Here is a 23,072-nt window from a genome sequence, read left to right as displayed (position 1 = left end):
GCCTTGCCGTCGTTCCTCGGCAACCGGCTCATTGCCTAAGATCTCCGGAACCGATTGCGGCCCGACGGGCTTCCCCACACGAGGACATGCCCCCACCCGCACGAATCACTCGTGCCCTGGGGGAACCACCTCGTGTCCATGCTCCTGCTGAAGTTGGCAGCGCAGGATCTGCTCACCATGAACTCAAGGCGGCACATGGTGCCGTACCTCGCTCACAGATGGCGGCACTTCCGAGGCTCGGACGCCTCACTGACGGAGCGTTCCGCCTGGGCGGAGAGCCTGGTGAGCCTTGCCAACGACCTGGTTGCCGCCGGTCGAGGCAATGTAGAGATGATCGTCGAATGCGCCGCCACCCTCGATGAGACCGAAAGCCGGAGTGATCCTCGGCTCATCGACGTCGTGCTCGTGGGCCGACATCCGCAAGAGGCCCGGCCGTCCGTGCAGCTCGTCGAGTTGAAGCGCTGGTCGCTGGTGACCAGGGTGGAACAGGCCACTGCGGACCTGGTGCATGTACCGGGCATCGGAGAGAAGAAAAAGCATCCGGCTCTCCAACTGCGGGAGTACTACGAGGCTTTCACGGGCGACAGAGGGCCCATGAACGGGATCGAGTTCGAATGCGGTGGATTCGCCTACCTGCACAACGCCACGGACGATTCCGTGCAGCCCCTGACTGGCATCGATGCGCCCACCGGCCCTTACGCCCGGGTGTACACGAACGACGGCCGTGCCCGGCTGATGGCCGATCTGCGGGAGAGCTTCGCCGAAGAGGGCGGTGCCTCGGAGGCCGAGGCTCTCTTGAGGAGCATGGGGTTGCGCAACACGCCCCTGCTCGATGCGATGATCTCGTCGCGCGGTGAGGACACGGTATTCACGCTGCGGGGGCGGCAGAAGGTGCTCGCCGATCAGATCCTGGGCACGGCCTCTCAAGTGCTCCCGGACCCCTGCCACCCTGCCCTGGTGCCGGACGAGCGGCGGGTGGTCTTCCTGGTGACCGGCGGCGCCGGCACCGGCAAAAGCGCCGTCGGCCTCCAGCTCAAGGCGGAGTTCGAGGCGCAGGGGCGGTCCGTGAAGTACGCCAGCGGCAGCAGGGCCTTCAACGGTGCGCTCCAGGAACACGTCGGATACGGCGACCGGCAGTTCAGGGAGAGCTTCACCTACTTCAGCCAGTTCGTCACTCCGCCGGATCCTCCTGTGGACGTGCTGATTTGCGACGAGGCCCACCGTTTGCGGAACCGCTCGACCAACCGCTTCTGGAAGCCGGAACAGCAGGGCACAGGACCGCAGGTGGACGAGCTCCTCGCTGCCTCGCATCTGACGGTCTTTTTCCTGGACGAGGGACAGTCCGTGCGGCCCAACGAGGTCGGGACAGTGAAGCTGATCGAGGACGCGGCCGAGCGGCACGGCGCTCACCTCCAGCGGCACAGACTCCGGGAGCAGTTCCGTTGCGGCGGCAGCGACGCCTACATCCGCTGGGTACGCGGGGTGCTCGGGGTGGCGGACGAGAAGCCTGAGGAGTGGAGACAGGACGGACTCATGCACGTCGAAGTGGTGGACAGTCCGGAGGAGATGGAACGGGTCATCCGCACCGAAGCCATGGCCGGGGCGTCTGCCCGGATGGTCGCGGGTTACTGCTGGCCTTGGACGAAGCCGCTCGGGGAGGAGAAGAGGCTTGAGCCCGATGTCCGCATAGGTGATTGGCACCGTCCGTGGAATGCGTACAGCGAATCCTTCTGCGAGAACGGCGCACCGCCGTCAAAGATCTGGTCCGTGCATGAGAACGGCCTCGACCAGGTCGGCTGTGTGTACACGGCGCAGGGCCTCGAATGGGACTGGTGCGGCGTGATCATGGGCGATGACATGGTGCGTCGGGGCGACCGGTGGGTCTTCCGCAGGGGCAAGCACTGCGCGGGTCCCGAAAAGGGGGTCAAGCGCGTTGCAGAACCAGGTTCGTTCGATCCGAAGGTGAAGGCCGGCAGCGTCGACGAGGACGAGTTCGCCCGTCTCGTCCGTCATGCGTACCACGTGTTGATGACCCGTGCGAGCCGTGCAACCGTGCTCTATTCCACGGATGAAGAGACCCGCGACTACCTGAAGGAGTTGGTCGGCACGGTCGACGTCCAAGGACTGCGCCCCACCTGGGAGAACCTGCCGCAGGAGGCACGCATACCGCACGTTTCCCGGCCGCGGAGGGGGAAGCGTCCCCGCAACAGGAAGAAGTCGCGCTCACGGGAAGCGGATCCGAAGCTGTTCTGACCGGAGTTTCGGGCAATTCGGTGTGGCGGGCTCTCCGGACCCGCCACACGCCTGGGTCAGAAGACCAGGTGTGCTGCCGCGATAAGGGCCATCACCACGAGATTCGCGATGACGCCTACGGCGACGTCGGCCAGAAACTTGCGAAGCTGGCTACGACGTGCAGGCTTGTACTCCACGGGGTTCATACGGACCACTCCTGGGCGTGAGCTGGAATGGCAGGGGGCCCTGCCGGGCCCCGCACTCACACCGCGTGAAGCACGCGCTGGAAACCACTCGTCAGTCACGGTCGAGGACCGGCACTTGAACACCGCCGACGTACCCTCCGGGAAGGTGCGCAGCGTCAACAACACTAGTACACACGTGAGTTGACCGTGATCCCATTTCTTGACGTTGCCCGGCCGACGGACGCATGCCGGAGGCGTGGCGCCCTCGGTGGTTCATCTCGGCAGCGTCGGTGTACCGCTGTCGGCATCGGTGCCTGCCGAACCGACAGTGACCCCGCTTCTTCGTCAACGGGATCCACGAGCCCAACTTGAACCGCGCACCTGCCTGTCTCGTTCTTCGTGCAGGGCTCCCGACCACGCACCACATGGAGTGCGTGGCGATCCTGGAGCCGGTGGCGAAGCGGGGCTGACTGACCTGGCATCTCGCTGATGTGCCCCTGTTGCAGACCATGTCTGCAACAGGGGCACATCAGCAGTCGCGGCCGTCAGGCGTCGCGACATCGAACCGCCAGGCGGCCCTTCGGCTCAGATGCCGCAGCTGGGGGCCGACCAGAACCGGCCGTCGCCGCCCGCGACGTGGGTGTGGTCGTCGTGACCGGGGTAGCCCGGGCCGAGGATCTCCGTGAAGCCGTGGTTGCGGGCCGCCTGCGCCAGGGCGCAGAAGCCTTGCGAGCCGGCGCCGAGGTCGGCCGCGTGCCCGTACATGTGGCGGCTGTTGGCCGCGCCTCCGACCGAGCTGTTGCAGGCGACGCTGCGGAAGCCGCCGTTGACCGTGATCGGCTTGTCGCCCATGGCGTGCCTCATGGCCTGGAGCTTCCACATGGTGACGAGGGCGTTGGCGCGGGCCGTGGCGGCGCTGACCTTGCCGCCGGACCAGTCGGAGTTGCAGTTGTTCAGCTCGCCGTAGGTGAAGTTGACCGGGGAGCAGTCGTCGTCCTGCAGCTCGTAGATCTTGTTGAAGGTCGCCGCGCCCGCGACGCCGTCGGCGGACAGGCCGTAGGCCGACTGGAAGCGCTGCACCGCGGCCTTGGTGCCCGGGCCGAACTGCCCGTCGATGGCCAGCTGGCTGCCGCTCCCCGGGTAGCCGGCGACCCTGATCTGCAGCTGCCGTACTGCTTCACCGGACGCGCCCTCGCTGAGCGCCCCGCTCCAGGTGTAGCAACCGTCGGTGACGGTCGCCTCAGCGGCAGCGACGGGTGCGGAGCTCGCGAAAGCGGGCGTGGCGGCGGGGACGGCGAACATCAGGCCCGCGCCCGTCAGCACCGACAGCAGCGCTCTGGCAGAACGTGAACTCATGTGGGGTTGCCTCTCCTTGAACAGTGGGGCACCGGATAGAGAGGCTTGAGATTGGCCGCATTCGCATGTTCTTGTCAAGAACGCGTCAAGAAACGGTGAAAACCCGTCAGCGGGTGTTCAAGTCAGGCTGAATCCGCCTCGGTCATCACATGCGAGGTGGTCGCAGCCGGACCGACGAGCAGGCAGTCCCGCGATGCCCGACGTCTTCGAACACTGGAGACAACCCCGACGTCTTCGAACAGTGGAGACAACGTGGCCACTGGAGACAACGCAACCTGGCGCATCGGCCGTCGAGACCCCGGCACTCATCCGTCCCGAGTTGAAGGCGGCCTCATCGGCTGCTGTTTTGAACCGATGAGACCTGAGCTGCTGTGGAACCCGGGTTCATCGCAGCCTGCGTGTCCACTACCCCCCAGTTGAATCCACACGCCTCCGATTCAGGACGAGACGTGATCAGCTCTCAGGGAGTGCCCGATGGGGGCGGAAAAATCCGTGTGGCCACGAGACGTTCGGCGATCTCCCGCAGCTTGGTGTTCGAGTTCTGTGAGGCACGCACGAGCATCGAGAACGCCTCTTCGGAGGGGATCCCATGACGTTCCATGAGGATGCCCGTCGCTTCACCGATGTGCTTACGGCTTTGGACGGCCGTGTTGAGGGACTCGATCAGCAGCACCTGCGTGAGTACGGAAGAGGCGTGCACGGCGAACACCGCAGCCGTCTCCGCTGCGGTCTCGTTGAAGGCCCCTGCCTCTCGCGCGTGCAGGTTCAGCGCTCCGCGGGTGCCGTGCTCGGTGAGGAGCCGGCACGAGAGCATGGAGCGGATGCCGAGTTGGTGGGCGCGCCGGGCGAAGCGTGGCCAGCGTTCCTCGCGTTCCATGTCGGTGATGATCAGAAATTCTTCATCGTCGTCCATGGCTTCGAGGCAGGGCCCTTCACCGGTCTCCTGCTGAAGCAGATCGATCTGCCGGACCAAGTCGTTGGTATAGGCCGGGCTTTCGAACTGGTTGTTCCTGCTCAGGACCGATACTCCGGCGTAGTCGGTGCCCTGCACGAGCGTGGTGGCAGAGGCCACCACCTCCTGCAGGGCACCCACGGACGAGTGTTGGGAGCGCAGCTTCCCTGCCGGTCTTGAGGAAGCTGCCGTCGACGTTTCCTCAGCCTCCGACACTGCCGCTCCCTTCGGTGCCCGCGATGCTTGAGCCTGCCCCGTGAGCCGGCTCGTCGGCGAACACGACATCAGGAGCGAGGTTCCTGGAGGTGAGCGCGTCAGCGATGTCGACGAGGCGCGCGCCCCGTCGCTGGGCGTAGGTGCGCAGTGTGCGTGCGGCCGTGGGGAACGAGACGTCGCCGTGCTCCGCGAGGATCCCCTTGGCCATCTCCAGCGAGGCCTTCGCCGCGATCACGCTCTGCATCCTGGTCAGGAGGTCGTCGGCACGCGACGGCTCCGTCGACCACTGCACCAGCGCCAGCACGGTCGCATCAGCCAGCCCCTGTGCCAGAACCTGATCGTCTGCCGGCAGTGACCCCTTCTCGGTGCGGAAGAGGTTGACCGTGCCCACGACATGCTCGTGCAGCCGCAACGGCAGGGTGAACATCGACGCGAATCCGGCCCCGAGGGCGTACGGCACCACCTCCGGCCAGCGTTCCCGCTCCTTTGCCAGGTCAGGGACGTCGATGCGGCGCCGCTCGTAGTAACTCTTGAGGCAGGGACCGGAGTTGTTCTGCAGCTGGAGCAGCTCCAGCAGGACGGCCTCCTCGCTGGAGGCCGCCATCGTCCGGAGGCTGCCCCGTGCGTCCTCCATCATCACGCCGGCCGCGTCCACTGCGAGCAGCGCGGTGCAGTGGTCTATCAACCGCTGGAAGAGCGCCAGCGGATCGAAGTCTTCGGTGAGGGTATCGGCCAAGGCAACAAAGGCCCTGCTTACCCGGGTCTCGCGGCTCATTGGGGATGGTCTCCTGTCGCGCATGCTGAGAAAGGGGCCTCAATCACTGGCACCGAAGTCGTCCGTACGATTGACGATGTCCTTGGCTACCTCAGTGACGGTTCTATCCAGCGAGAAAGCCCGGGCCCGGAGCCTGGCCATTGCCTCGTCGGCCCCTACGCCCAGCCGCACCATCAGCATGCCGGCCGCTCTGTAGACCTCTTCATGATTGGCTTCAGCCTGCAAGAACCAGGCTACTCCTGCCTCGCTCCCAGTGGACTGCTCGTGGTGCAGCGTCCCGAGGGCAAGCGTGACGGCCTCAGCCGCCCGGAGGGCCACGGGGATGTAGCGATCAGCCAGGCGGCGCGGAACGGGGTCGTACAGGTCCATCGTTCCCAGCACGCTGCCGCCCTGGCTCAGAGGGAACGAGAAGACGGCGCTCGCCCCCGCAGCCACTGCCTCTCGGGCGAACAGCGGCCACCGCCGCGAATCCGGACCGTCTGTCAGATCGCCGGCCAGGACGGGTGCCTTCACTTGCGTGGCATAGCGGCACGGCCCTTCACCCAGCGTGTACTGGATCTCCGCCAGGCGCGCAGCCACCCCGTCGCTGGCGCACAGGGTCACGGGGGAGCCTTCGCTGCCGACTATGGAGATGGAGGCTCCCGCTACGGGAAGCAACCGGACACACGCACTGCACAAGCGCGGCGGAAGCTCCGCCGCAGTCGCCCCCTGAGTGGTCATCTCCGCCATGAAGTCACGCCATTGCGCACTGTCACTCGCGGACTGTTTCCAGCTCTCAGGTTCGCCGGGGTCCTCTGCTGAGGAGCCCCAACCTGTTCGCACCGTGCTTCACCTCCCACACTTGCTGCTCCCTGCCAATGATCTCCCAGGAAGCCGGCAAGTCGACCCCGGCGACCACAGTCATACCCCGGGGCCCGTACGGGGGCCGTTGCAGACCGTTGCAGACTACCGCCATGATCTGGGTCCCCCTCCCCGTATACAAGGGACGAGCTCGACCAGTTCCTGGCCGTCGGCGACGGAAGCGTCACCGGGAGTCGTGATCGACCGTGACGCGGTGCTGCGCCACCGGAAGGCACCGGGTGGCGCCGTGGTCCGGTGGCGCGAAGGAAGCACCGCGCTCGGGCTCCTAGACGCCATCACGGGGAATCGTCCACTCCCAGTTGCGGGAGCGCACGCGGCGGGCGCCCTCGTAGGCGTCCATCGTGGCGTGCAGATAGAAGTTCGACGAGTCGGATGTCAGCCTCGTACGCGTCGTGGTGCGCACGTCCCAGTCGTCGCGGGCGAAGCCCATGACCCACTCGATGTCCCCGGCCACGGAGTCGAAGTCGTCCCCGGTCCAGGTGTAGCGCTCGCGGCTGCTGCGGGTCAGCGTGAGGTCGATGTCCTCCATGTACGTGACGCCGAGATCCTTCACGACTTCCAGAGCGGACCCGTAGTCGACGAGATCACGCGAGACCGTCCAGCGCTGCTCTCCGGGCCGGACCACTTCGCTCGACAGCGGCGGCGCGCCTTCGGGCTCGCCGAACAGCGGCGTCGGCAGCTCGTCGGGTTCGGAGATCGGGCGGATCGGCAGTTCGAGCGTGCTCTCCTCCGGATGCACCGTCATCAGCACCGGCTCGGGCGGCGGCCAGGCCAGCGGCCAGTAGGACGTCGACAGCGCGATGCGGATCCGGTGACCCGCCGGGAACGCTTGGGCCACGCCGTTGAGTTGCACGCTGACCTGGTAGCGCTCACCCGGCACCAGGACTTCCGGCTCGGCGTGCCCGTTGCGGTGAGTGAGATTGAGCAGCCCGTACGTCACCCGCGTCGCGCGTCCGTCCGGCGACACGTCGGACAGCCGGACCGCCGCCATCGCCACGGGACGGTCCACTTCCAGCGTCGCGTGCAGGACCGGCGCACCGAGGATCTCGCAGCGTTCCTTCAACGGTTCGCTGTCGAAGACCAGCGAGCCGCCGTCTTCTTCCCGCTGGTCGTAGGGCAGGTCCGGAGGTGCGTTGTAGGAGCACCACTTTCCAGCGAACTGGCCTACCGACAGCGGCGACTGCACGTTCAGCGGCGGCGAGCTGAGCTTCTCGTCGGCCTTGCCGATCCGGTGGTCGCCCAGAGGGTGCTGCACGCGTTCGACGTGCGGTGAGAGCCAACCGGGTTCGCCCACCCAGCGTCCGGGACGCTCGTCGTAGGCCGTGGACGGCGGCATGCTCTCCTGCATCCACGTGCACAGCATGGGCCCGTCCATCGCGCCGTTGTCCTCGTCCTTGAGCCAGTGATCCCACCAGCGGACGAGTTCCTGCAGGAAGCCGATGGCGGGTCCCGGCTGGCCGAGGTGCGGGTATTTGTGCGACCACGGGCCGATCAGCCCCCGCCGGGGCACGTCGAGCTCCTCCATCAAGCGGAAGACGGCGTTGGAGTAGCCGTCGGCCCAGCCGCTGACCGCGAGGACCGGGCACTCGATGTCGGAGTAGTCCTCGCACACGGAGCCGTGGCGCCAGTAGTCGTCGCGACGTTGATGGGTCAGCCACTCGGCCAGCCAAGGGCTCATCCCGTCGAGGCGCTCGTACCACATCTCCCGCCATCGGGAACCGACCACCTGCGGGTCGGGCGGGCAGGAGATGTAGGCGAGCATGGTCGACGCCCATGACAGGTTGTCGCTGAGCAGGCACCCGCCCATGTAGTGCACGTCGTCGGCATAGCGGTCGTCGCTGAAGCTCAGCGCGGCGACGGCGCCGAGGCCCGGGGGCCGGCGCGCGGCGAGCTGAAGGGCGTTGAAGCCGCCCCAGGAGATGCCCATCATTCCGGTGCGGCCGTTGCACCAGGGCTGCTCGGCCACCCACTGGAGGATGTCCTCGCCGTCGCGGAACTCCTCCTCGAGGTACTCGTCGGCGAGCACGCCCTCGGAATCCCCGCTCCCGCGCAGATCCACTCGCACGCATGCGTAGCCGTGGCCGGCCATGTACGGGTGGTGGATCGAGTCCCGTACGGCGGTCAGATCACGCTTGCGATAGGGGATGAACTCCAGGATTCCCGGCACCGGGTCGGTGTCGGAGGCGACCGGCCGCCAGATGCGGCCGGCCAGCCGCGTCCCGTCCCGCATGGGGATCCAGACGTGCTCCTCCTCCTGGACGGTCTGCGTCGAGGCGCTGACCTCCCTCATTCTGGGTGTCTCCTACTCGTCGAATTCGAATGGCAGAAGTTCCAGGCAGCGCTGGTACTTCTCTTCGAGCCCGGCTTCGTCGTCGGCTCCGATGTGGAAGGCCGCCAATTCGTAGCTGTAGCTGTCCTGGAGCGTCAGGTCCGACAGCCGCTGCCCTTCCTCGGCGGTGATGTCGACAATGGTGTCGGGAACCTCCCGCTCGACCCGGGATATGTCGCTCCCGCTCGGGACGCGGCGTACGTAGGCGTCCGAGAAGTGCCGCAGGAACCACTTCGCGGCGTGCTTGTACGGGCCCTTGCGGTACGGCAGTTGCGGATCCCGGCCGAGCGCGAGGCGGATCAGGCATTCGTGGTTGGGCACACCGTCGACGTACTCGAACAGCGGGGCGTGCGACTGCGACAGCCGCGGATTGACCTCCACGATGTTGAGCTGGTCCTGCTCGGGGTCCCAGAAGTACTCGATGTTGAACGTCGAGTTGTTCAGACCGATCTGCCGGATGACCCGGCTGGAGATGTCCGCCAGCCGGTCGGCGATCTCGTCCGGAACCCGGGACGGGTACTGGTACCGCAGGAAGCTCGACGTGTCGGGGTACAGCACGGAGTCGATCACCCCGTAGACGTGAACCTCGCCGTCGTGGCAGTAGCCCTCCACGGTGAGTTCCTGGCCGGAGATCTCCTCCTCGGCCAGACAGGCCGCCTGGCCGCCCGCCTCCGCTACGTCCGGCGGAAGGTCCAGCATCGACAGCACGTAGTCGAACGCCTCACCGATCCTGCCGACGCCCTCCCGGATCCGGGCGATCGCGTCGTCGAACTGCTCGGCGTCCTCCACCTTGAACGCCAGCTCCGAGGAGAAGGCCTTCACCGGCTTGACCCACATCGGGAAATTCACTCCCGGCGGCGGCTTCGGGTTCTCCAGGTCCACCAGACCGAACGCCGGGTGGGCATCGCAGGCCTTCTGCTGCTCCAGCCGGCTCCAGTACTTGTCCTCACACTTGACGACCGATTCCAAGGAGGCCGACGGCAGACCGTAGCGCTCGCACAGAATCGGCACCATCGAGCTCACCGGGAAGTCCCAGTACCCCACGATCGCGTCGATCGGGCCGTCGAACGCGTTCAGCCTGCTCTCCGCCTTCTCCAGCAGGCTGCGCAGCGGGACGGATTCGTCCTGCATGAGCTCTTCCTGCCCCAGGAGTTCATGGAAGCGGTACGCCTCGAGTTGGGGCAGGTCGTGCAGGAGCTCGCGATTTCGCTCGTCGAGACCCAGCACGAAGATGTTCTCCGGCCTCTTTGCCATGCCGCGCCCAGTACCCTTCTCTTGCGCTCTCATGTTGCCGTCCTGTGCGTTGGTTCGAGATGTGGACCGCCGTTCCGCTCCTGCTCGCTACACGGCCGTGGCGAGCAACGGAGCCGGGCGGATCCCGTTCAAGCGCCCGGCGTCGCCGGGCGGAGCCGCCTGTCTCACGCGGCGATCAACTCGGCGTCCTCAGCAGCCCGGTCGCGTTCCGCTTCGCGGCGCAGGTGCTCGCACGTCCGGGAGATGAGGCGTGAGATGTGCATCTGGGAGCAGCCGAGCTGCTCGGCGATCTGGGACTGCGTCTGACCACGGAAGAACCGCAGATAGAGGATTCGGCGCTCGCGGTCGGGCAGGCGGCGCAGGAGGGGCTTGACGGTCTCGCGCCACTCCGTCAGTTCGAAGCCGGGCTCCGTGCGTCCCATGCCGTCCAGCAGCGCGAAGCCGTCCTCTTCGCTTCCTCCCGCGGGTGCGTCCAGGGAGAGCGACTTGTAGCTGCCCAGCGCCTCCAGGCCTAGTTGTACGTCTTCCTCCGACAGGCCGCTGTGCTCGGCGACCTGGGCCACCGTCGGCTGCCGGGAGTCGAGGCCGGTGCTGAGGGCCCGGATGCTCGTACGGACCTGGTTGCGCAGGTTCTGCACGCGGCGGGGCACGTGCACGTCCCACGTGTAGTCACGGAAGTGGCGCTTCAGTTCGCCGATGACGGTGGGAATCGCGAAGCTCTCGAATGCCACTCCCCGGTGAGGGTCGTAGCGGTCCACCACCTTGAACAGCCCGAGCGCGGCGACCTGTTCGAGGTCTTCCAGCGGCTCACCGCGGTTGCGGAACTTGCGGGCAAGGCGGTGCGCCATCGGCAGCCACGCCGACACGAGCTTCTCGCGGAGCTCGTCTGCCTCCGGGCCGGGCGGCAGGGCCGCCAGCCTCTCGAAGTCGGCGGCCGTGTCGGGGGCGTCGTCGTGGGAATGCCGGGGCTGAGAACGAAGTGGCGTCACGCTCATGGGACTGCATCCCTCCCGGAGAACTGCGGATCGAGGAGTTCGCGGGAGGACGCTGCACAGCCTGAGGAGATCCCAGCTCAAGGCCGGTTCGTCTCCCGCGGATGTGCCTGCTGTCCGAAGCACTGCGGATCCGTATGACCCCGGTGTGCGGACTCAAACACGCAGCCGCCGATTCGGTTGCGGCCGGCCCGGCAGCGGGGGCTGCGAGAGGCGAAGCGCCGCTGGAGAAGGCTGGTGTCGGCACCTGACGGGGAGGGGACTCGACGGACATGGCACGGGAGAAGAACTTCGCGGTCGCGGCTTCGAGTCAGTGGACCGACGAGGAGGACGGTGTGCGGCTGCCCGCCGGAGAGGTCCACGCTTGGCTGCCCGGGCAGAACCAGACGGTCTGCGGGCTCCCGCTTCACCGTGCGCAGCTGAGCCGCTTCCCTCACGTCAGCTGGGCGGATGCGCTGCCCGAATCGGGCGGCAAGGCGGACGGTGTGAAGCGGGTGTGCCCGCGCTGCCAGTCGGTCGCCGGGCGTGGAGGCAGCGGACGTCGGTCGTGGCGACGCATCGACCCGCGTCCCTGAAGCCACCGGGCCCATAGCCGCGGGGCAACTGCCGTCGCCTCGCGGGGCTTCGATGCCACGGCGGTACGAACTCGCGGATCTCGCGGGCTCGTCGAGGCGGCGAGCACATCCGAGGCGGTCCGCCTCGATGGGCCGAGCTGCTTCACGTTCGTGAAGACCTTGCAACTACCTGATCCCTCATGGGCGTTGACGGAATCGAACCGCCGGGACGGGACACCCGCCGCCGGTCAGCGAACCGTCAGCCCCATGAGAAGAGAGGTATCCGTGATCTTCCCCCTTCTGATCCCGCTGCTTCTGGAAGCGGTGCTGGGTGCATCGGCACACGTCCCTCTGCCCGTCGCCCTTGTCGCCGCAGCAGCCATCGGGCTGTATCTGCTCGTGTTCGCCGTGCGTGAGCGCGGACGTACCCGGACCGCCTGAGACGAAGGAGGCAACCGATGGAACTCACCGCAGGTCCCCGCAGGCGGACCGGAGCGCGCGACACCGAAGGCATGGCGGTCACCTCGTTCGTACTGGGGCTGATCGGCCTCCTCGTGCTGAACGTCGTGCTCGGCCCGATCGCCGTCGTACTCGCCGTCCGCTCCCTCAAGCGCGGCACCGCACGCCGCTCCCGTGCCACGGCGGGACTCGTGCTCGGCATCGCCGACATCGTGGTCTTCGCCGTACTCGTCGCGACTGACAGCTCGGTGCTCGCACCGGGCATGTGACGGGCCCGGCTCCTCTGCCCGGCAGGCGGCGCACGGGCGGGCGGGCGCCGCGAGTTTGCGGAGTGCCACGACGTCTGTGCAGTCTGGCCCGGAACCGATCGAAGGAGGCCAGCCATGCTGATGGCCCACTCGGCCGTTCTGAGCAAGACGCTCAAGCAGTACGAGATTCTCCGTGAACTCCACGCCGACGAGGGCAGCCCCGAAGCCCGGCGGCGCCTGGACGACGTGGCCTACAGCCTGTGCATCGCCACGGGCACCAACGACATCGACGCGGCGCTGATCGCCGCACGGCACCGGCTGCCGGGCGCCCGCCCGCACGACGACTCCCTCCTCGCAGGCCGGCGCTCGCGTACGCGCTGAGCGGCGTGAGAGGGGCATGGCCCGGTGCGGACCGCCGAGGCCGCGGATCGGCTCCTGTGAGCGGGCGTTGGCCGAGAGGCGAGCTGTTCGACGGTGTGTGGATCGGGGTCAGTGCGGGCGCGTGGCAGACCTCGCTGTGAGGTGAACCCCGCTCCAGTGGGTGCCGGTCAGCGGCCGAGCGCCTGCTTGTTCATGGAGGAGCGGCCCTTGATGCCGCGCTCCCGTGCCTCGTTGTGGAGCTGGTCGCGAGTCGGGCCGCCCCTGGAACCCTGCGGTGGCCGGAGCGCTTCCCGCCGCGCTCCGGGGCGGACTTGCCCTTCACGGAAGTGCGGCTCTTCCGGTCGGCCTCGCCTGTACGCGCGCGCTCCCTGGGGCACCTACTTGCTCCGCGAATCCCTGCCCACGCTGAACCGTGACCTTCCGACGGACCGGCTCCAGCCGCCTGCCTCTGCGTCGAGGGCCGTCCCGGCCCGGAGGGACGGCGGCAGACATCGACCGAAACCCTGTTCGGCGTCCCTCGTACACCGGTACGCTGCGCCGCAATTGAGGAGCACCGCGGAGGCGTGCGGATGGGGGAGCCGACGTTCGGAGTCCTGGGGCCACTCCAGGTGCGGGTGGACGGTGTCCCCGTCCGGATAGGCGGGCCGAAGCCCAGAGCGGTTCTGGCCACGCTGCTGTTGCAGCCGAGCGGGTTCGTGTCGCTCGACCTGCTGACCGAAGTCCTCTGGCCCGGCGGCGCCCCGAGGTCCGCGGTCGCCAACGTCCGTACGTACGTACGAGCGTTGCGGCAGGCACTGGCCACGGCGGGGGTCGACACCGACGGGCTGCGGACGGAGCCGTCGGGCTACGCCCTCGACGTCGCGTCCGGAGACGTCGACATGCTGCTCTTCGAAGAGCGACTTGAACGCGCCCGCGCGGAACGCGACCACGGCAACGAGGCCGCGGCGCTGCGCAGTTACGAGTCGGCACTCGGACTCTGGCGCGGCGGCGTGCTTCAGGACGTGCCGTCCAGCGTGGTGTGGGATCCGGCGGTCACCAGGATCGAGGGACTGCGATCGGTCGCGGTCGACGAATGCCTGGAGATCCGGCTGCGATTGGGGGACTACACGTCCCTTGTCGCCGACTTACGGTCCCGGCTGACCGAGAACCCGCTGCGCGAGGACCTGTGGCGGATGGTCGTACAGGCGCTGCACAACTCAGGCCGCACGACCGAGGCCCGTGCGGCGTACGCCGAGGCGGAGCGCATCATCGCCGCCGAGCTCGGCATCGAGCCGAGCGAGCCCCTGCGCACCATGGGGGAGGAGATCAACGGCTACGCCGGCAGGCGCCGTTCGGCCACCCCCGCACCGGTGTGCCAACTGCCCATGGACGTACCGGACTTCACCGGGCGCGCCGAGGAGATCGCCGTACTGGAACGGCTGTTGGCGGCGGCCGGGCGGCAGCCGGTCGTCGCGACCGTGTCGGGCCCGCCCGGATGCGGGAAGTCCACGCTCGCGGTGCATGTGGCGCATCGCGTGAGTGACGCCTTCCCGGACGGCCAGCTCTACGTCGATCTCGGCGGGACCAGCGATCAGCCGCGCGAACCCGCCGACGTACTGGCCGAGATGCTGCGCGGTCTCGGAGTCATCGACAGCACCATCCCCGGTGAACTGAGCGAACGTGCAGCCCTGTTCCGCTCCCGCCTGGCTCAACGGCGGTTCCTCATCGTCCTCGACGACGCCTCCGGCAGCGCGCAGGTGCGTCCCCTGCTCCCGGGCACGGGCGGTTCGGCGGTGCTCGTCAGCTCGCGGCGCCGCATGCCCGGGCTGCCCGCGTACCAGTCCCCGCTCGGCGTGATGAAACGCGAGGACGCCCGCGCGCTCTTCGGCGCCATCGTCGGACCGGACCGGCTGCGCCTGGTGGAAGCCGAGGTCGACCGGGTGGTCGCCGGCTGCGGGTCGCTGCCGCTGGCCGTACGGATCGCGGGCGCCCGGCTGGCGAACCGTCCAGGGTGGACCGTCGGCGCGCTGGCCGACTTCCTGCACGACGAGCGCGGACGGCTGGACCAGCTCCGTACAGGCGAGATGGAGGTACGGGCGGGCGCGGAGCTGAGCTACCGGCATCTGCCCGAATCCGCCAAGAGTGTCTTCCGCGCCTTCGGTCAGCTGGCGGACGTCGCAGTGGCGGGCTGGACCGCCGCGGTGGTGATCGGTCACGCCGACGAGGCGTCCGGTGCGCTGGAGACACTTCTCGACGAGCACCTGGTCGAGGTCGTGGGAACGGACCGCGTCGGACTCCAGCGCTACCGCATGCACGACCTGCTGCGCTGCTACGCAAGGGAGTTGGCCGAGGCGGACGGCCGGACAGAGCGGGTGCGGCAGCAACTGCTCGTCACCGACGCCCTGATCGGGCTCGCCCGCACCGCGAACTCGGCGATGCCCAACCGCTTCCTCGGCGTGCTCGGCGATCCCACACCGCTGACCGGCCCCGAGTCCGCGCTGGCGGAGACCGTACGGGCACGGCCCGTGGAGTGGTTCGAGAGCGAACGGCGCATCCTCGTCGGCGCGGTGGATGCCGCGGTGCGGCTCGGCCAGACCTCCCGTGCCGCCGATCTCGCCGTCGAGCTGGCGAGCTTCTTCGACATGCGCGGCTACTACGGCGACTGGCTCAGGACGCATCAGCTCGTGCTCGACGCGATGCCGGACGCGTCCGACGCGCGGGCGGCGGCCCTGCTGCGCAACCTCGGTCAACTCCACCTCTACCAGGACCGCTACGCCGACGCCCTCGCGTCGTTCGAACGGTCCCGCGAGATCTTCGCCGACATCGGCCATCTGCCGGGTGAGGCAGTCGCATCGGCGGGCATCGGGTCCGTGTACCGGGTGGTCGAGGATCTGGACTCCGCGCTGGACGCGTTCGTCCACGCGCTGCACGCCTTCGGCAAGGCAGGCGACCCGCACGGCGAAGCGGTCGCCCACAACGCGATCGCGTCGGTCTGGTTGGAGCGCAAGGATCCGCAGGCCGCGTCCGGATGGCTCGACGGGGCGCTGGAGTTGTCGCGTGCCGTCGGAGACAGGCACCGCGAGGCACAGGTGCGCCGCCGGATCGCCGAACTGCACGAGCTGCGCGGCGAACCGCACGTGGCGCAGGCCGAGTTGGAGCGGGCGCTCGGCATCTTCGACGACCTCTCCGACACGCACTGCGCTGCCTATGTGCAGCAGAGCATCGGAGAACTGTGTCTGCGCCAGGGCAATGCGAGGGAGGCCTCAGCCTTGCTGACCGGAGCGCTCGCCGTGCAGCAGCAGCTGGGGGACCGCCGCGCGGAGGCCCGAGTGGCGTGCCTGCTGGGGGAGTTGCACCACGCGACCGGCCGGGAGCAGACGGCCCGGCGCTACTTCCACCGGTCGCTGTCGACGTGGCGCCGCCTCGACGCACCCGATCAGGCCGAGCTCGTGGACGCGAAGCTGCGGTCGTTGCGGTGACGCGGTGACGCGGTGACGCGGTGACGCGGTGACGCGGTGGTCCGGGGCCCGGGATGCTACGGAGCGCGGCGAAGCGGGGGCGACGCCGGGGTTCGGCCGTCCGTACCCGCTTCGCCGCGCTGGCAGCGCCGTCCAACGTGCTTGTAGCCGTGAGGAGTTGACGCCACGCCCCCGATCGATGGTGGCGGCAGACACGGCACTCGCGCCGTTGGACCGTCAGCTGCACCGGTTCTTGCTGGTCTGGTTGCGCTTGAGATAGTCGCCCCACATGACGCCCTGGACGACCGAGACGACGGTGTCCCCGTCGTGCATCTGCTCGTAGTGCAGGTGCGCGGTGATGTCGTACTTGGCCGACGACTTGCCGACCTGCCCGATCCTCTGACCGACCTTGACGGTGGCACCCTTCTTCACGTCACGGGCCTTCAGATGCGCGTATCGGGTCTGCCAGCCGTCTCCGTGCCCGATCACGATGGTGTTGCCGTAGCCGGTGTCCGTCGAGTAGTACGAGGCCAGTACCTTGCCCCCGGCGCTGGCGAAGACGCGGCGGCCGAGGTCGTCCCGGTTGCCGTTGGCGTCGTAGTGGTTCCAGTCGATCGAGTGGCCCGGGCTGTGTCCCTGCCAGTTGCTGCCGAGCCATCTCTGGCCGCACTCGAACGGCATTCTGAAGGCCGGCCGTGCGCTCGCCGTGGCGTCCGAAGACGCGTCGGGCGTCGCGACGGCGATCGGCGTGGTGACCGCGGCGGCCACGACAACGCTCATGGTGATCAGCGAACGGCGAACGTGCTTGTGCATGTTGCTCCCCTCGTCGTCGGGTGACCGAGCGATTCAAGGGGGCGGGCATACAAAGCGGATACATTCCGGTGGGGCGGACCGGGGGGCGACCGTGTGGGCGCCCCCTGGCCGGCTTGTGAGCACATGCGGGCCGAGGGGACGGGCGGCGGGGGCGAGTTGGTGACCACTCACTGGGCAGCGGGCCCTTTCGGCGGGCGGTCCTGCTTGCGTCTCGCTTCATGCTCGCCTCCGCCTTCGACGGAAGGAGGAAGCAACGTCCAGGGAAGAGGCTGATCGCTCCCTCGAACACAGAACAAGTTGCCTGACGTACCTCTCGGCCTCCCGGAGGCTGCGTGACGCAGACTTGTCCGGGTCCCAGCAAGAAGCAAGACGTTGAATTCGTCCCGGGTGGCCCTGTTGTCGCCAGCCAGATCATGCCTAGCAACTAACTCGGGATTGCGAATTCGTTCTCGGGCAATGTCAAGGCGATGAGCAACTATCCTACGTTCTCCCAGCTGACCACCCAACGTGCCTCTTCAAAGAATTGTCGCAGCGACTCAAAATCCTCTACCCATTCGTCGCCGCCCTCAGTCATGAAGGCGTCATCCGCTGCGGTGAGAACCAGGTAACTCGGTGGCTCGTCTGCCAGTTCCTGAACCTTCACGAACTTGCCCTGATCATCTCCGGATTCAATTCTTCCTACGACGCCGATTTTGATCATCAGGACTCCCGCTTCCGTGTCATCAGTCCTCCAATGGAACGTGATTGTTGACTCGCGCCTTCTTATCACCTGCATTCTCGAATATCTCAAAGTGGACGTGCGGAACATGGGGCCAATGGTTCCCGTCCAGGGAGTCCTGGTCCATTCGAAACTGCCGCAATCCGTCTGCGCTTCGGAAGACGCCCCGGTTCGTCCCTAGCTCCTTGTACCCATCACCCAAGAAGTCCTTACCAGCCGCCAACGCCTCGTCGGAGGTCATCGGGTGCTTGCTGACGATGCTCCCCTTGCCGGTCCGCGTCTCGTCGATCGCTGGTGGCTCACACCCCATCAACCCGAGTGGGTCAGCCCATGTCTGCGGGTTGTGGACGTACGTGTGGTGGTTCGGGGCCGGGGTGAGGCCGAGGGGGTCCGGGGTGATGTAGCGGGCGGTCTCGGGGTCGTAGTAGCGGAAGTAGTTGTAGTGGAGGCCCGTCTCAGGGTCGTGGTACTGCCCCGGAAAGCGGAGAGGACAGTACATCTCGCCTGCGGGGGCTGGGAGTTGTGTGCCCCAGAGGGTGGTGCGGTGTTGCCAGGTGATGCGGCCGTCCGCGGTGACCAGCTCGGTGGGGGTGCCGGTCAGGTCGGTCAGGATCGCGTGGAAGCGGACCGAGGCCGGGTCCTCCAGCCCGGCGAGCAGAGACGTTCCGGACTGGGCCTTCGTGGAGGTGTGGTTCGTCTGGGTCAGGGGGCGGTGGGTTCCGGGGGCGTAGTCCCAGGTGAGGGTCGCGCCGTCGGGAGTGGCTTGTTCAGCCAGCCGTGTGCCGTCCCAGATGAAGGTGAGGGCGCTGCCGTTGGAGCCCGTCTTGGAGATGCGGCGACCGAGCGGGTCGTAGGTGTAGGTCCAGAGTTCGCCGTCTGGAGTGGTCGCCGTGGTGAGTCGGTCCTGTGCGTTCCACGTGTAAGCCCAGCTGCGTGTCTGGCCGTTGAGCAGCTTTCGCGTCTTGCGCGTCATGCGGCCTGCGGCGTCGTGGGTGTAGGTGGTGCGTCCCGCGCTGAGCAGGAGCGTGCCGTCGTGGGCGCGTTCGCCGGGTGAGGGGTGGTCGGGTGCTGCGGCTTGAGTCTGGTTGCCGACCGTGTCGTATGCGTAGGTCTCAGTCCAGCCGTGTGCCTGTACCCCGGTGACCCGGCCGACGGGGTCGAGTTCGAAGTGGCGTGTGCCGGAGGTGAGTTCGCGGATCTCGGTGACGTAGCCGTCCGGGCGGTAGCGGTAGCTGCGGTGCTGAAGGAGTTCCTCGGCCGGGGAGTGGAGCGTCTGGGTGGTGAGGCGGCCGGTGGCGTCCCAGTCCTGGGCGAGGGTGACGCCCGTGGACTTGTCGGCCTCGTGGACGACCCCGTCGATGTGGCGTTGGGTCTCGCGACCGCCCGCGTCGTAGGCGAAGGTCAGTGTGCCGTGGTCGGTGCCGAGCGAGGCCGGGCGGCCCGCCTCGTCGTAGGTCCAGGTCGAGGTGAGGCCCGACGGTGTGGTGCGGCATGTTCGCCGACCGATCGCGTCGTAGGCGTACGACGTGGTCGCGCCGTTGACCGTTTCGCTCAGGATGCGGCCGAGCAGGTCGCGTTCCAGGGTGATCTCGGCGTCTGCATTGGCAGCGCCAAGTAGGTCACCTGTCGGCCCGTAGGCGTAGGTGGTCACCTCGCCGGTTGCTTCGTCGTGTTGCTCGACGGGTCGGCCCAAGGGGTCGTGAGCGAAGCGCAGGGTCTCGCCCATCGCGTTGGTCTGGGCGAGGAGTTGGCCGGTCGCGCTCACTTCATAGGTCCGCGTCGCGCCGTTGAAGTCTGTTTCGGATACGAGGCGACCCGTGGCGTCGTAGTCGTAACGCCACTGCCGTCCCTGCGGGTTGGTGACCTCGGCGAGACGGAGTTCGGTGTCGTAGGCGAACGCGTAGCGGGCGCCGTCGGGGTCGGTGCGGCTGGCCGGCAGGTCGAAGTGGGTGTGCGTGTATTCGGTGGTGTTGCCGGCCCTGTCGGTGTGCGTGACGAGGTTGCCTTCGCCGTCCCACTGCCATGTCTCGCGGGCGCCGTCAGGGAGTTCGCGCCACGCGGGCTTGCCCTCGATGGTCCAGCCCTGCCGCGTGGTGTGGCCGAGTGGGTCTGTCAGGGCGGTGATGCGGCCGTGCGGGCCTCTGCTCACTCGGGTCGTGTGGCCGAGCGGATCGGTGACGGTGAGGGGGAGACCCGCCGCATCGGTGGTGAGCGTCGTGGTGTGGCCGAGGGCATCGGTGACGGACGTCAGATGGCCCAAGTCGTCATAGTCGTAGCGGGTTTCGGCGCCCCTGGGGTCGGTGGTGGAGGTGCGGTTGCCCTCGTGGGTGTAGGTGTGGTGCCAGGTCGCACCGTTCGCCTCGCGTATCTCCTCCGGGAGTCCGAGGTCGTTGTAGTCGGCCGTGGTCATCGAGCCGTCGGGCAGTTCGACGGCGGTCAGGCGCCCCTCGTCGTAGGTGTACCTGGTGGTGCGGCCCGCGGGGTCGGTGACCGCCGTACGGAGGCGGTTGGTCTCGTCCCATTCCGTGCGGGTGGTGTGGCCGAGCGGATCGGTCTCCGAGATCACCTTGTACGCCTCGTTGTAGACGTACGAGGTGCGGTTGCCGAAGGAGTCGGTGTAGGTGGTGGTACGAGCCGCCGTGTCGTAGTGGAAGCGGCCGGACATCATGCCGTCCGGGCCGACCGTGCGCAGGACGCGTCCCCGGTGGTCGTAGACGTAGGCGAAGGTGGTGCCGTTGCGGTCGGTCCAGGACGTGATGCGGTGCTCGTCGTCGTAGGCGTAACGCAGCGGCTCACCCGTGGAGTTGATGACCTCCGTGAGGTCACCTGCCGCGTTGTAGCCGAAGGACACCAGGGTCGTGCCCTCCCGACTGCCTTTGCCGGCGCCGGTGTTCAGCAGCCGCAGAGCAGTGATGCGCAGCAGCGCCGGATCGGTGTCGATGCCGATGCGGTAACCGCCGGAGTGGACGATCTCCTGCGGCGCTCCGCCGGCTTCGTAGCCGATGGTGATGCTCTGTCCGTTGCGGTCGGTGATCTCCCGCAGCGCCAGTTCGGGACCGCCCGCCGGCAGTGGCGCGAAGGTGAGGGTGCGGCCTTCCTCCGGAACGGTGAGGGTCATGGTGCCGTCGGGCTTGCCGTCCCAGCACAGAGGCCAACTCGGGCCGCTGGTGGGCATGGTCGGCACGTCGGGCTCGGGCACGGGGTAGGTCAGGAGCATGCCGTCGTCCGAGATGTAGACGATGCCGCTGTCGTCCAGTTCGAGGCGCTGATCGAGCGTGGCTGCCCAGGTGCGTCCGAACCAGCCGCCGCACGGATGCCCCGACACGTAGTTGCGTGTCAGCGTCAGAGGCATGACGCCGGGCAGGGAGACGTCCGTGGCTGACATGACCATCTCGCCGGTGGCCACATCGATCGGCTCTCCGGCCTTGCACTTCTCCCCATCGCACTTGTCGTGCTTCTCCGGGTCGTCGTCGGCCCGGTCCCGGGCGCTGCCGTCCCGGCCCAGCCCTTTCTCGCGGCTCTTGAGGCGTTGAGCCGCCTCCTTGGCGATCGCGCCTCCACGACGCAACGCGCCGGTGCCACCCGAGGCCAGGGCCAGCAGCACATCGGGCGTGAGCTGCCCGGCGGCCCGGGACGGATTACGGCTCCACTCGTCCCAGTTGACGGCGGCTTTGGCGAACTCCTTGGGGTGCTCGGCCGCGTATGCGGCACCGTCCACCACCCCTGCCAGCTGCATGCCGACGCCCTTGAAATCGGCGTCGGCCAGCGGCTCGAAGCCCTCCAGGATGCCGCTGACGCCGTCCTTGAAACCGTCGACGAAGTCGGAGCCCTTCTGCTTTACGGCATCCCACCCCTCGGGCTTGTCCGGAGCCTTCTCCGCCGCCTTGTCGAGCTTGCCCTTGGCGGCGTCGACGACGCCCTGCAGCTCCGCTTCAAGCTTGTCCAGGCGGGCATGGCAGGCGTTCATCGCGGCGATGCCCGGATCGTCCTCGGGTGGCCGCTCGGGCAGCACGTCATCCTTGCGGTCCACGGCGTCGTTGTAGGCCGTGACCTTCTTCCAGTGCCGCTTGGAGGCCGCTCGGGCTTCGTCCGCATCCTCGATGAGGGGTCTGCACCGCTTCTGCACCGAGCGCAACTTGTCGGCATAGGCGTCCAGTGCGTTCGCCGCAGCCGAGAAGTACTTGTGCGCGGAGGCCAGTTCCTTCGGAAGCTTCTCCGTCGCACGCTCGAAGGCACCGGCTCCTTCACCGGACCAGTCCTTCATCTCGAGGACGTCCAGCTGATCGCGTCCGTCCTTGAACGCCCCGGAGTAGGCGCGGAGTTTGCGGACCAGGTCGTCGACGTCTCCGGGATTGCCGAAGATGACGTCACCGGGTTCGCTGTGCGGCGGTATGCGCTCCTGAGTGCCGCCTTCCATGGCGTCACGGGAGGTCATGCGACCGGCCCCGTCTCGGGCCAGGGCTCCTGCATGATCTTGCGTGGTGGATCGAAGTTGGGCCTGGCGCCGTGTTCCCAGGCCCACTTCCCGGCGTCGCCGATCGGCAGCTTGGCTATGTTGTCCTCGGTCGGCGTGAAGTGCTGCACGCCGAGCATGTCGGCCAGGATGTAGGCGGCGATGGTCTGGTTCAGCCGTTCCACGATCGCGTCCGTGTGCTCAGCGACGCGTCCCATGGCGAAGCCCCACGAGGAGAGCACCTTCTTGGCCGAGTCCTCGATCTCGAACGTGGCCGAGTTCTGGATCAGTTCGGACAGCGACTTCCAGTCGCCCTTGATCTTTCGTGCGGCGACGACCGACTCCTCCAGCGGATCCAGCATCCTCCGGACCGAAGCGATCTCGATCCTGTAGCCGCCTCCAGGCTGTGTGCTCCCGGAGCCGGAAGGGTCTCCGCTCTGGCGGCCGTACATCGCGTCGTGACTGGTCACTTCTCGATCCCCCCGTTTGCCGACCTCTCGTCGGCCACTTCGACAACTCGCAGTGCTTCCACGTCCAGCAGCGACGGCCGCGGCCCCAGCGGATCAACAAGCGGGCGCACGCCCTCGGGAAGCAGCTCCACAAGGTCCGCGACCGTCGTCGACGCCCACGCGCATGCGCCGGCGAACAACGCCAGCCGCTCCCACGACGTGAACACCGGCACCACAGGACCGGCTTCGGTCTCGGACACGAAGAAGCCCGGCGCTTCGGGCCGTTGGAAGTACAGGCGCGCCGACCGTGCCGCGATCAGCCGCTCCTCCGGTGACATCCGTGCGGTCATCTCACGGCGCACCAGATCCTGCAGTGTCATCGAACCCCCCAGTCACACCGCACCGGTT

General features: G+C 67.7%; 19 protein-coding genes. 6 read left to right on the top strand and 13 right to left on the bottom strand.

Annotated elements, in window-relative coordinates; translation table 11 throughout:
* Window positions 1–138 precede the first annotated feature (138 nt).
* A complete protein-coding gene (locus H5J26_RS02455) occupies window positions 139–2,253 on the top strand; it encodes a DUF2075 domain-containing protein (protein ID WP_210770931.1) in 2,115 nt (704 codons plus the stop codon).
* A gap of 56 nt (window positions 2,254–2,309) precedes the next feature.
* Here H5J26_RS02455 and H5J26_RS31210 read toward each other — a convergent pair whose 3' ends face one another.
* From H5J26_RS31210 to H5J26_RS02420, 8 genes are all read right to left on the bottom strand, one after another.
* Window positions 2,310–2,438, bottom strand: coding sequence for a DUF6408 family protein (locus H5J26_RS31210; protein WP_235980347.1), 129 nt, complete (start codon window positions 2,436–2,438; stop codon window positions 2,310–2,312).
* Between the two features lie 564 nt (window positions 2,439–3,002).
* The gene (locus H5J26_RS02450) at window positions 3,003–3,773 is read right to left on the bottom strand and encodes a M15 family metallopeptidase (RefSeq protein WP_181763977.1); all 771 of its coding nucleotides are present in this window, start codon (window positions 3,771–3,773) and stop codon (window positions 3,003–3,005) included.
* A gap of 460 nt (window positions 3,774–4,233) precedes the next feature.
* Complete coding sequence (locus tag H5J26_RS02445) at window positions 4,234–4,866, bottom strand: GAF and ANTAR domain-containing protein (protein WP_181763976.1); 633 nt, start codon at window positions 4,864–4,866, stop codon at window positions 4,234–4,236.
* A gap of 61 nt (window positions 4,867–4,927) precedes the next feature.
* A complete protein-coding gene (locus H5J26_RS02440; protein ID WP_181763975.1) occupies window positions 4,928–5,677 on the bottom strand; it encodes a GAF and ANTAR domain-containing protein in 750 nt (249 codons plus the stop codon).
* 78 nt (window positions 5,678–5,755) lie between these two features.
* The gene (locus H5J26_RS02435; RefSeq protein ID WP_235980350.1) at window positions 5,756–6,436 is read right to left on the bottom strand and encodes a GAF and ANTAR domain-containing protein; all 681 of its coding nucleotides are present in this window, start codon (window positions 6,434–6,436) and stop codon (window positions 5,756–5,758) included.
* 406 nt (window positions 6,437–6,842) lie between these two features.
* Window positions 6,843–8,867, bottom strand: coding sequence for a CocE/NonD family hydrolase (locus H5J26_RS02430; protein ID WP_181763973.1), 2,025 nt, complete (start codon window positions 8,865–8,867; stop codon window positions 6,843–6,845).
* A gap of 12 nt (window positions 8,868–8,879) precedes the next feature.
* The gene (locus H5J26_RS02425; RefSeq protein WP_181763972.1) at window positions 8,880–10,160 is read right to left on the bottom strand and encodes an ATP-grasp domain-containing protein; all 1,281 of its coding nucleotides are present in this window, start codon (window positions 10,158–10,160) and stop codon (window positions 8,880–8,882) included.
* A gap of 164 nt (window positions 10,161–10,324) precedes the next feature.
* Window positions 10,325–11,155: a SigB/SigF/SigG family RNA polymerase sigma factor gene (locus tag H5J26_RS02420; RefSeq protein WP_181763971.1), complete on the bottom strand. Its 831-nt coding sequence runs from the start codon at window positions 11,153–11,155 to the stop codon at window positions 10,325–10,327.
* A 269-nt stretch (window positions 11,156–11,424) separates the two neighbouring features.
* Between H5J26_RS02420 and H5J26_RS02415 the strand changes: the two genes are divergently transcribed.
* From H5J26_RS02415 to H5J26_RS02395, 5 genes are all read left to right on the top strand, one after another.
* Entirely contained in the window at window positions 11,425–11,727 is a 303-nt protein-coding gene (locus tag H5J26_RS02415) for a hypothetical protein (protein ID WP_181763970.1), read from the top strand.
* A gap of 246 nt (window positions 11,728–11,973) precedes the next feature.
* Window positions 11,974–12,147 carry a hypothetical protein gene (locus H5J26_RS02410; RefSeq protein ID WP_181763969.1) on the top strand — a complete coding sequence of 58 codons (174 nt, stop codon included), beginning with the start codon at window positions 11,974–11,976 and terminating at the stop codon, window positions 12,145–12,147.
* Window positions 12,148–12,164: 17 nt separating this feature from the next.
* Window positions 12,165–12,434 (top strand): DUF4190 domain-containing protein, encoded by a 270-nt coding sequence (locus H5J26_RS02405; RefSeq protein ID WP_181763968.1) that lies wholly within the window; start codon window positions 12,165–12,167, stop codon window positions 12,432–12,434.
* 114 nt (window positions 12,435–12,548) lie between these two features.
* Entirely contained in the window at window positions 12,549–12,794 is a 246-nt protein-coding gene (locus H5J26_RS02400) for a DUF5133 domain-containing protein (RefSeq protein WP_181763967.1), read from the top strand.
* 569 nt (window positions 12,795–13,363) lie between these two features.
* The gene (locus tag H5J26_RS02395) at window positions 13,364–16,252 is read left to right on the top strand and encodes an AfsR/SARP family transcriptional regulator (RefSeq protein ID WP_181763966.1); all 2,889 of its coding nucleotides are present in this window, start codon (window positions 13,364–13,366) and stop codon (window positions 16,250–16,252) included.
* A 216-nt stretch (window positions 16,253–16,468) separates the two neighbouring features.
* Here the strand turns inward: H5J26_RS02395 and H5J26_RS02390 are convergent, their stop codons facing one another.
* The 5 genes from H5J26_RS02390 to H5J26_RS02370 form a co-directional block, all read right to left on the bottom strand.
* Window positions 16,469–17,044 carry a M23 family metallopeptidase gene (locus tag H5J26_RS02390; RefSeq protein ID WP_181763965.1) on the bottom strand — a complete coding sequence of 192 codons (576 nt, stop codon included), beginning with the start codon at window positions 17,042–17,044 and terminating at the stop codon, window positions 16,469–16,471.
* Between the two features lie 475 nt (window positions 17,045–17,519).
* Complete coding sequence (locus H5J26_RS02385) at window positions 17,520–17,744, bottom strand: hypothetical protein (RefSeq protein ID WP_181763964.1); 225 nt, start codon at window positions 17,742–17,744, stop codon at window positions 17,520–17,522.
* A 22-nt stretch (window positions 17,745–17,766) separates the two neighbouring features.
* Entirely contained in the window at window positions 17,767–22,197 is a 4,431-nt protein-coding gene (locus tag H5J26_RS02380; RefSeq protein WP_181763963.1) for a putative T7SS-secreted protein, read from the bottom strand.
* The gene (locus tag H5J26_RS02375; RefSeq protein WP_181763962.1) at window positions 22,194–22,685 is read right to left on the bottom strand and encodes a hypothetical protein; all 492 of its coding nucleotides are present in this window, start codon (window positions 22,683–22,685) and stop codon (window positions 22,194–22,196) included. Before H5J26_RS02375 ends, H5J26_RS02380 begins: the two co-directional genes overlap by 4 nt.
* The gene (locus H5J26_RS02370; protein WP_181763961.1) at window positions 22,682–23,044 is read right to left on the bottom strand and encodes an SseB family protein; all 363 of its coding nucleotides are present in this window, start codon (window positions 23,042–23,044) and stop codon (window positions 22,682–22,684) included. The genes H5J26_RS02375 and H5J26_RS02370 overlap by 4 nt, the downstream gene beginning before the upstream one ends.
* Window positions 23,045–23,072: the final 28 nt, after the last annotated feature.

Origin of the sequence: Streptomyces albidus (ex Kaewkla and Franco 2022) (assembly GCF_013870515.1) — a bacterium.
GTDB classification, from domain to species: domain Bacteria; phylum Actinomycetota; class Actinomycetes; order Streptomycetales; family Streptomycetaceae; genus Streptomyces; species Streptomyces albidus.
This window is presented reverse-complemented; position numbering and strand designations above follow the sequence as displayed.

What these genes read in the sequence shown, in the direction of transcription:
- H5J26_RS02455 (WP_210770931.1), top strand. Translation starts at nt 139, where the DNA reads ATGCTCCTGCTGAAGTTGGCAGCGCAGGATCTGCTCACCATGAACTCA.
- H5J26_RS31210 (WP_235980347.1), bottom strand. Translation starts at nt 2,438, where the DNA reads ATGAACCCCGTGGAGTACAAGCCTGCACGTCGTAGCCAGCTTCGCAAG.
- H5J26_RS02450 (WP_181763977.1), bottom strand. Translation starts at nt 3,773, where the DNA reads ATGAGTTCACGTTCTGCCAGAGCGCTGCTGTCGGTGCTGACGGGCGCG.
- H5J26_RS02435 (WP_235980350.1), bottom strand. Translation starts at nt 6,436, where the DNA reads ATGACCACTCAGGGGGCGACTGCGGCGGAGCTTCCGCCGCGCTTGTGC.
- H5J26_RS02430 (WP_181763973.1), bottom strand. Translation starts at nt 8,867, where the DNA reads ATGAGGGAGGTCAGCGCCTCGACGCAGACCGTCCAGGAGGAGGAGCAC.
- H5J26_RS02425 (WP_181763972.1), bottom strand. Translation starts at nt 10,160, where the DNA reads ATGGCAAAGAGGCCGGAGAACATCTTCGTGCTGGGTCTCGACGAGCGA.
- H5J26_RS02420 (WP_181763971.1), bottom strand. Translation starts at nt 11,155, where the DNA reads ATGAGCGTGACGCCACTTCGTTCTCAGCCCCGGCATTCCCACGACGAC.
- H5J26_RS02415 (WP_181763970.1), top strand. Translation starts at nt 11,425, where the DNA reads ATGGCACGGGAGAAGAACTTCGCGGTCGCGGCTTCGAGTCAGTGGACC.
- H5J26_RS02410 (WP_181763969.1), top strand. Translation starts at nt 11,974, where the DNA reads ATGAGAAGAGAGGTATCCGTGATCTTCCCCCTTCTGATCCCGCTGCTT.
- H5J26_RS02405 (WP_181763968.1), top strand. Translation starts at nt 12,165, where the DNA reads ATGGAACTCACCGCAGGTCCCCGCAGGCGGACCGGAGCGCGCGACACC.
- H5J26_RS02400 (WP_181763967.1), top strand. Translation starts at nt 12,549, where the DNA reads ATGCTGATGGCCCACTCGGCCGTTCTGAGCAAGACGCTCAAGCAGTAC.
- H5J26_RS02395 (WP_181763966.1), top strand. Translation starts at nt 13,364, where the DNA reads ATGGGGGAGCCGACGTTCGGAGTCCTGGGGCCACTCCAGGTGCGGGTG.
- H5J26_RS02390 (WP_181763965.1), bottom strand. Translation starts at nt 17,044, where the DNA reads ATGCACAAGCACGTTCGCCGTTCGCTGATCACCATGAGCGTTGTCGTG.
- H5J26_RS02385 (WP_181763964.1), bottom strand. Translation starts at nt 17,744, where the DNA reads ATGATCAAAATCGGCGTCGTAGGAAGAATTGAATCCGGAGATGATCAG.
- H5J26_RS02380 (WP_181763963.1), bottom strand. Translation starts at nt 22,197, where the DNA reads ATGACCTCCCGTGACGCCATGGAAGGCGGCACTCAGGAGCGCATACCG.
- H5J26_RS02370 (WP_181763961.1), bottom strand. Translation starts at nt 23,044, where the DNA reads ATGACACTGCAGGATCTGGTGCGCCGTGAGATGACCGCACGGATGTCA.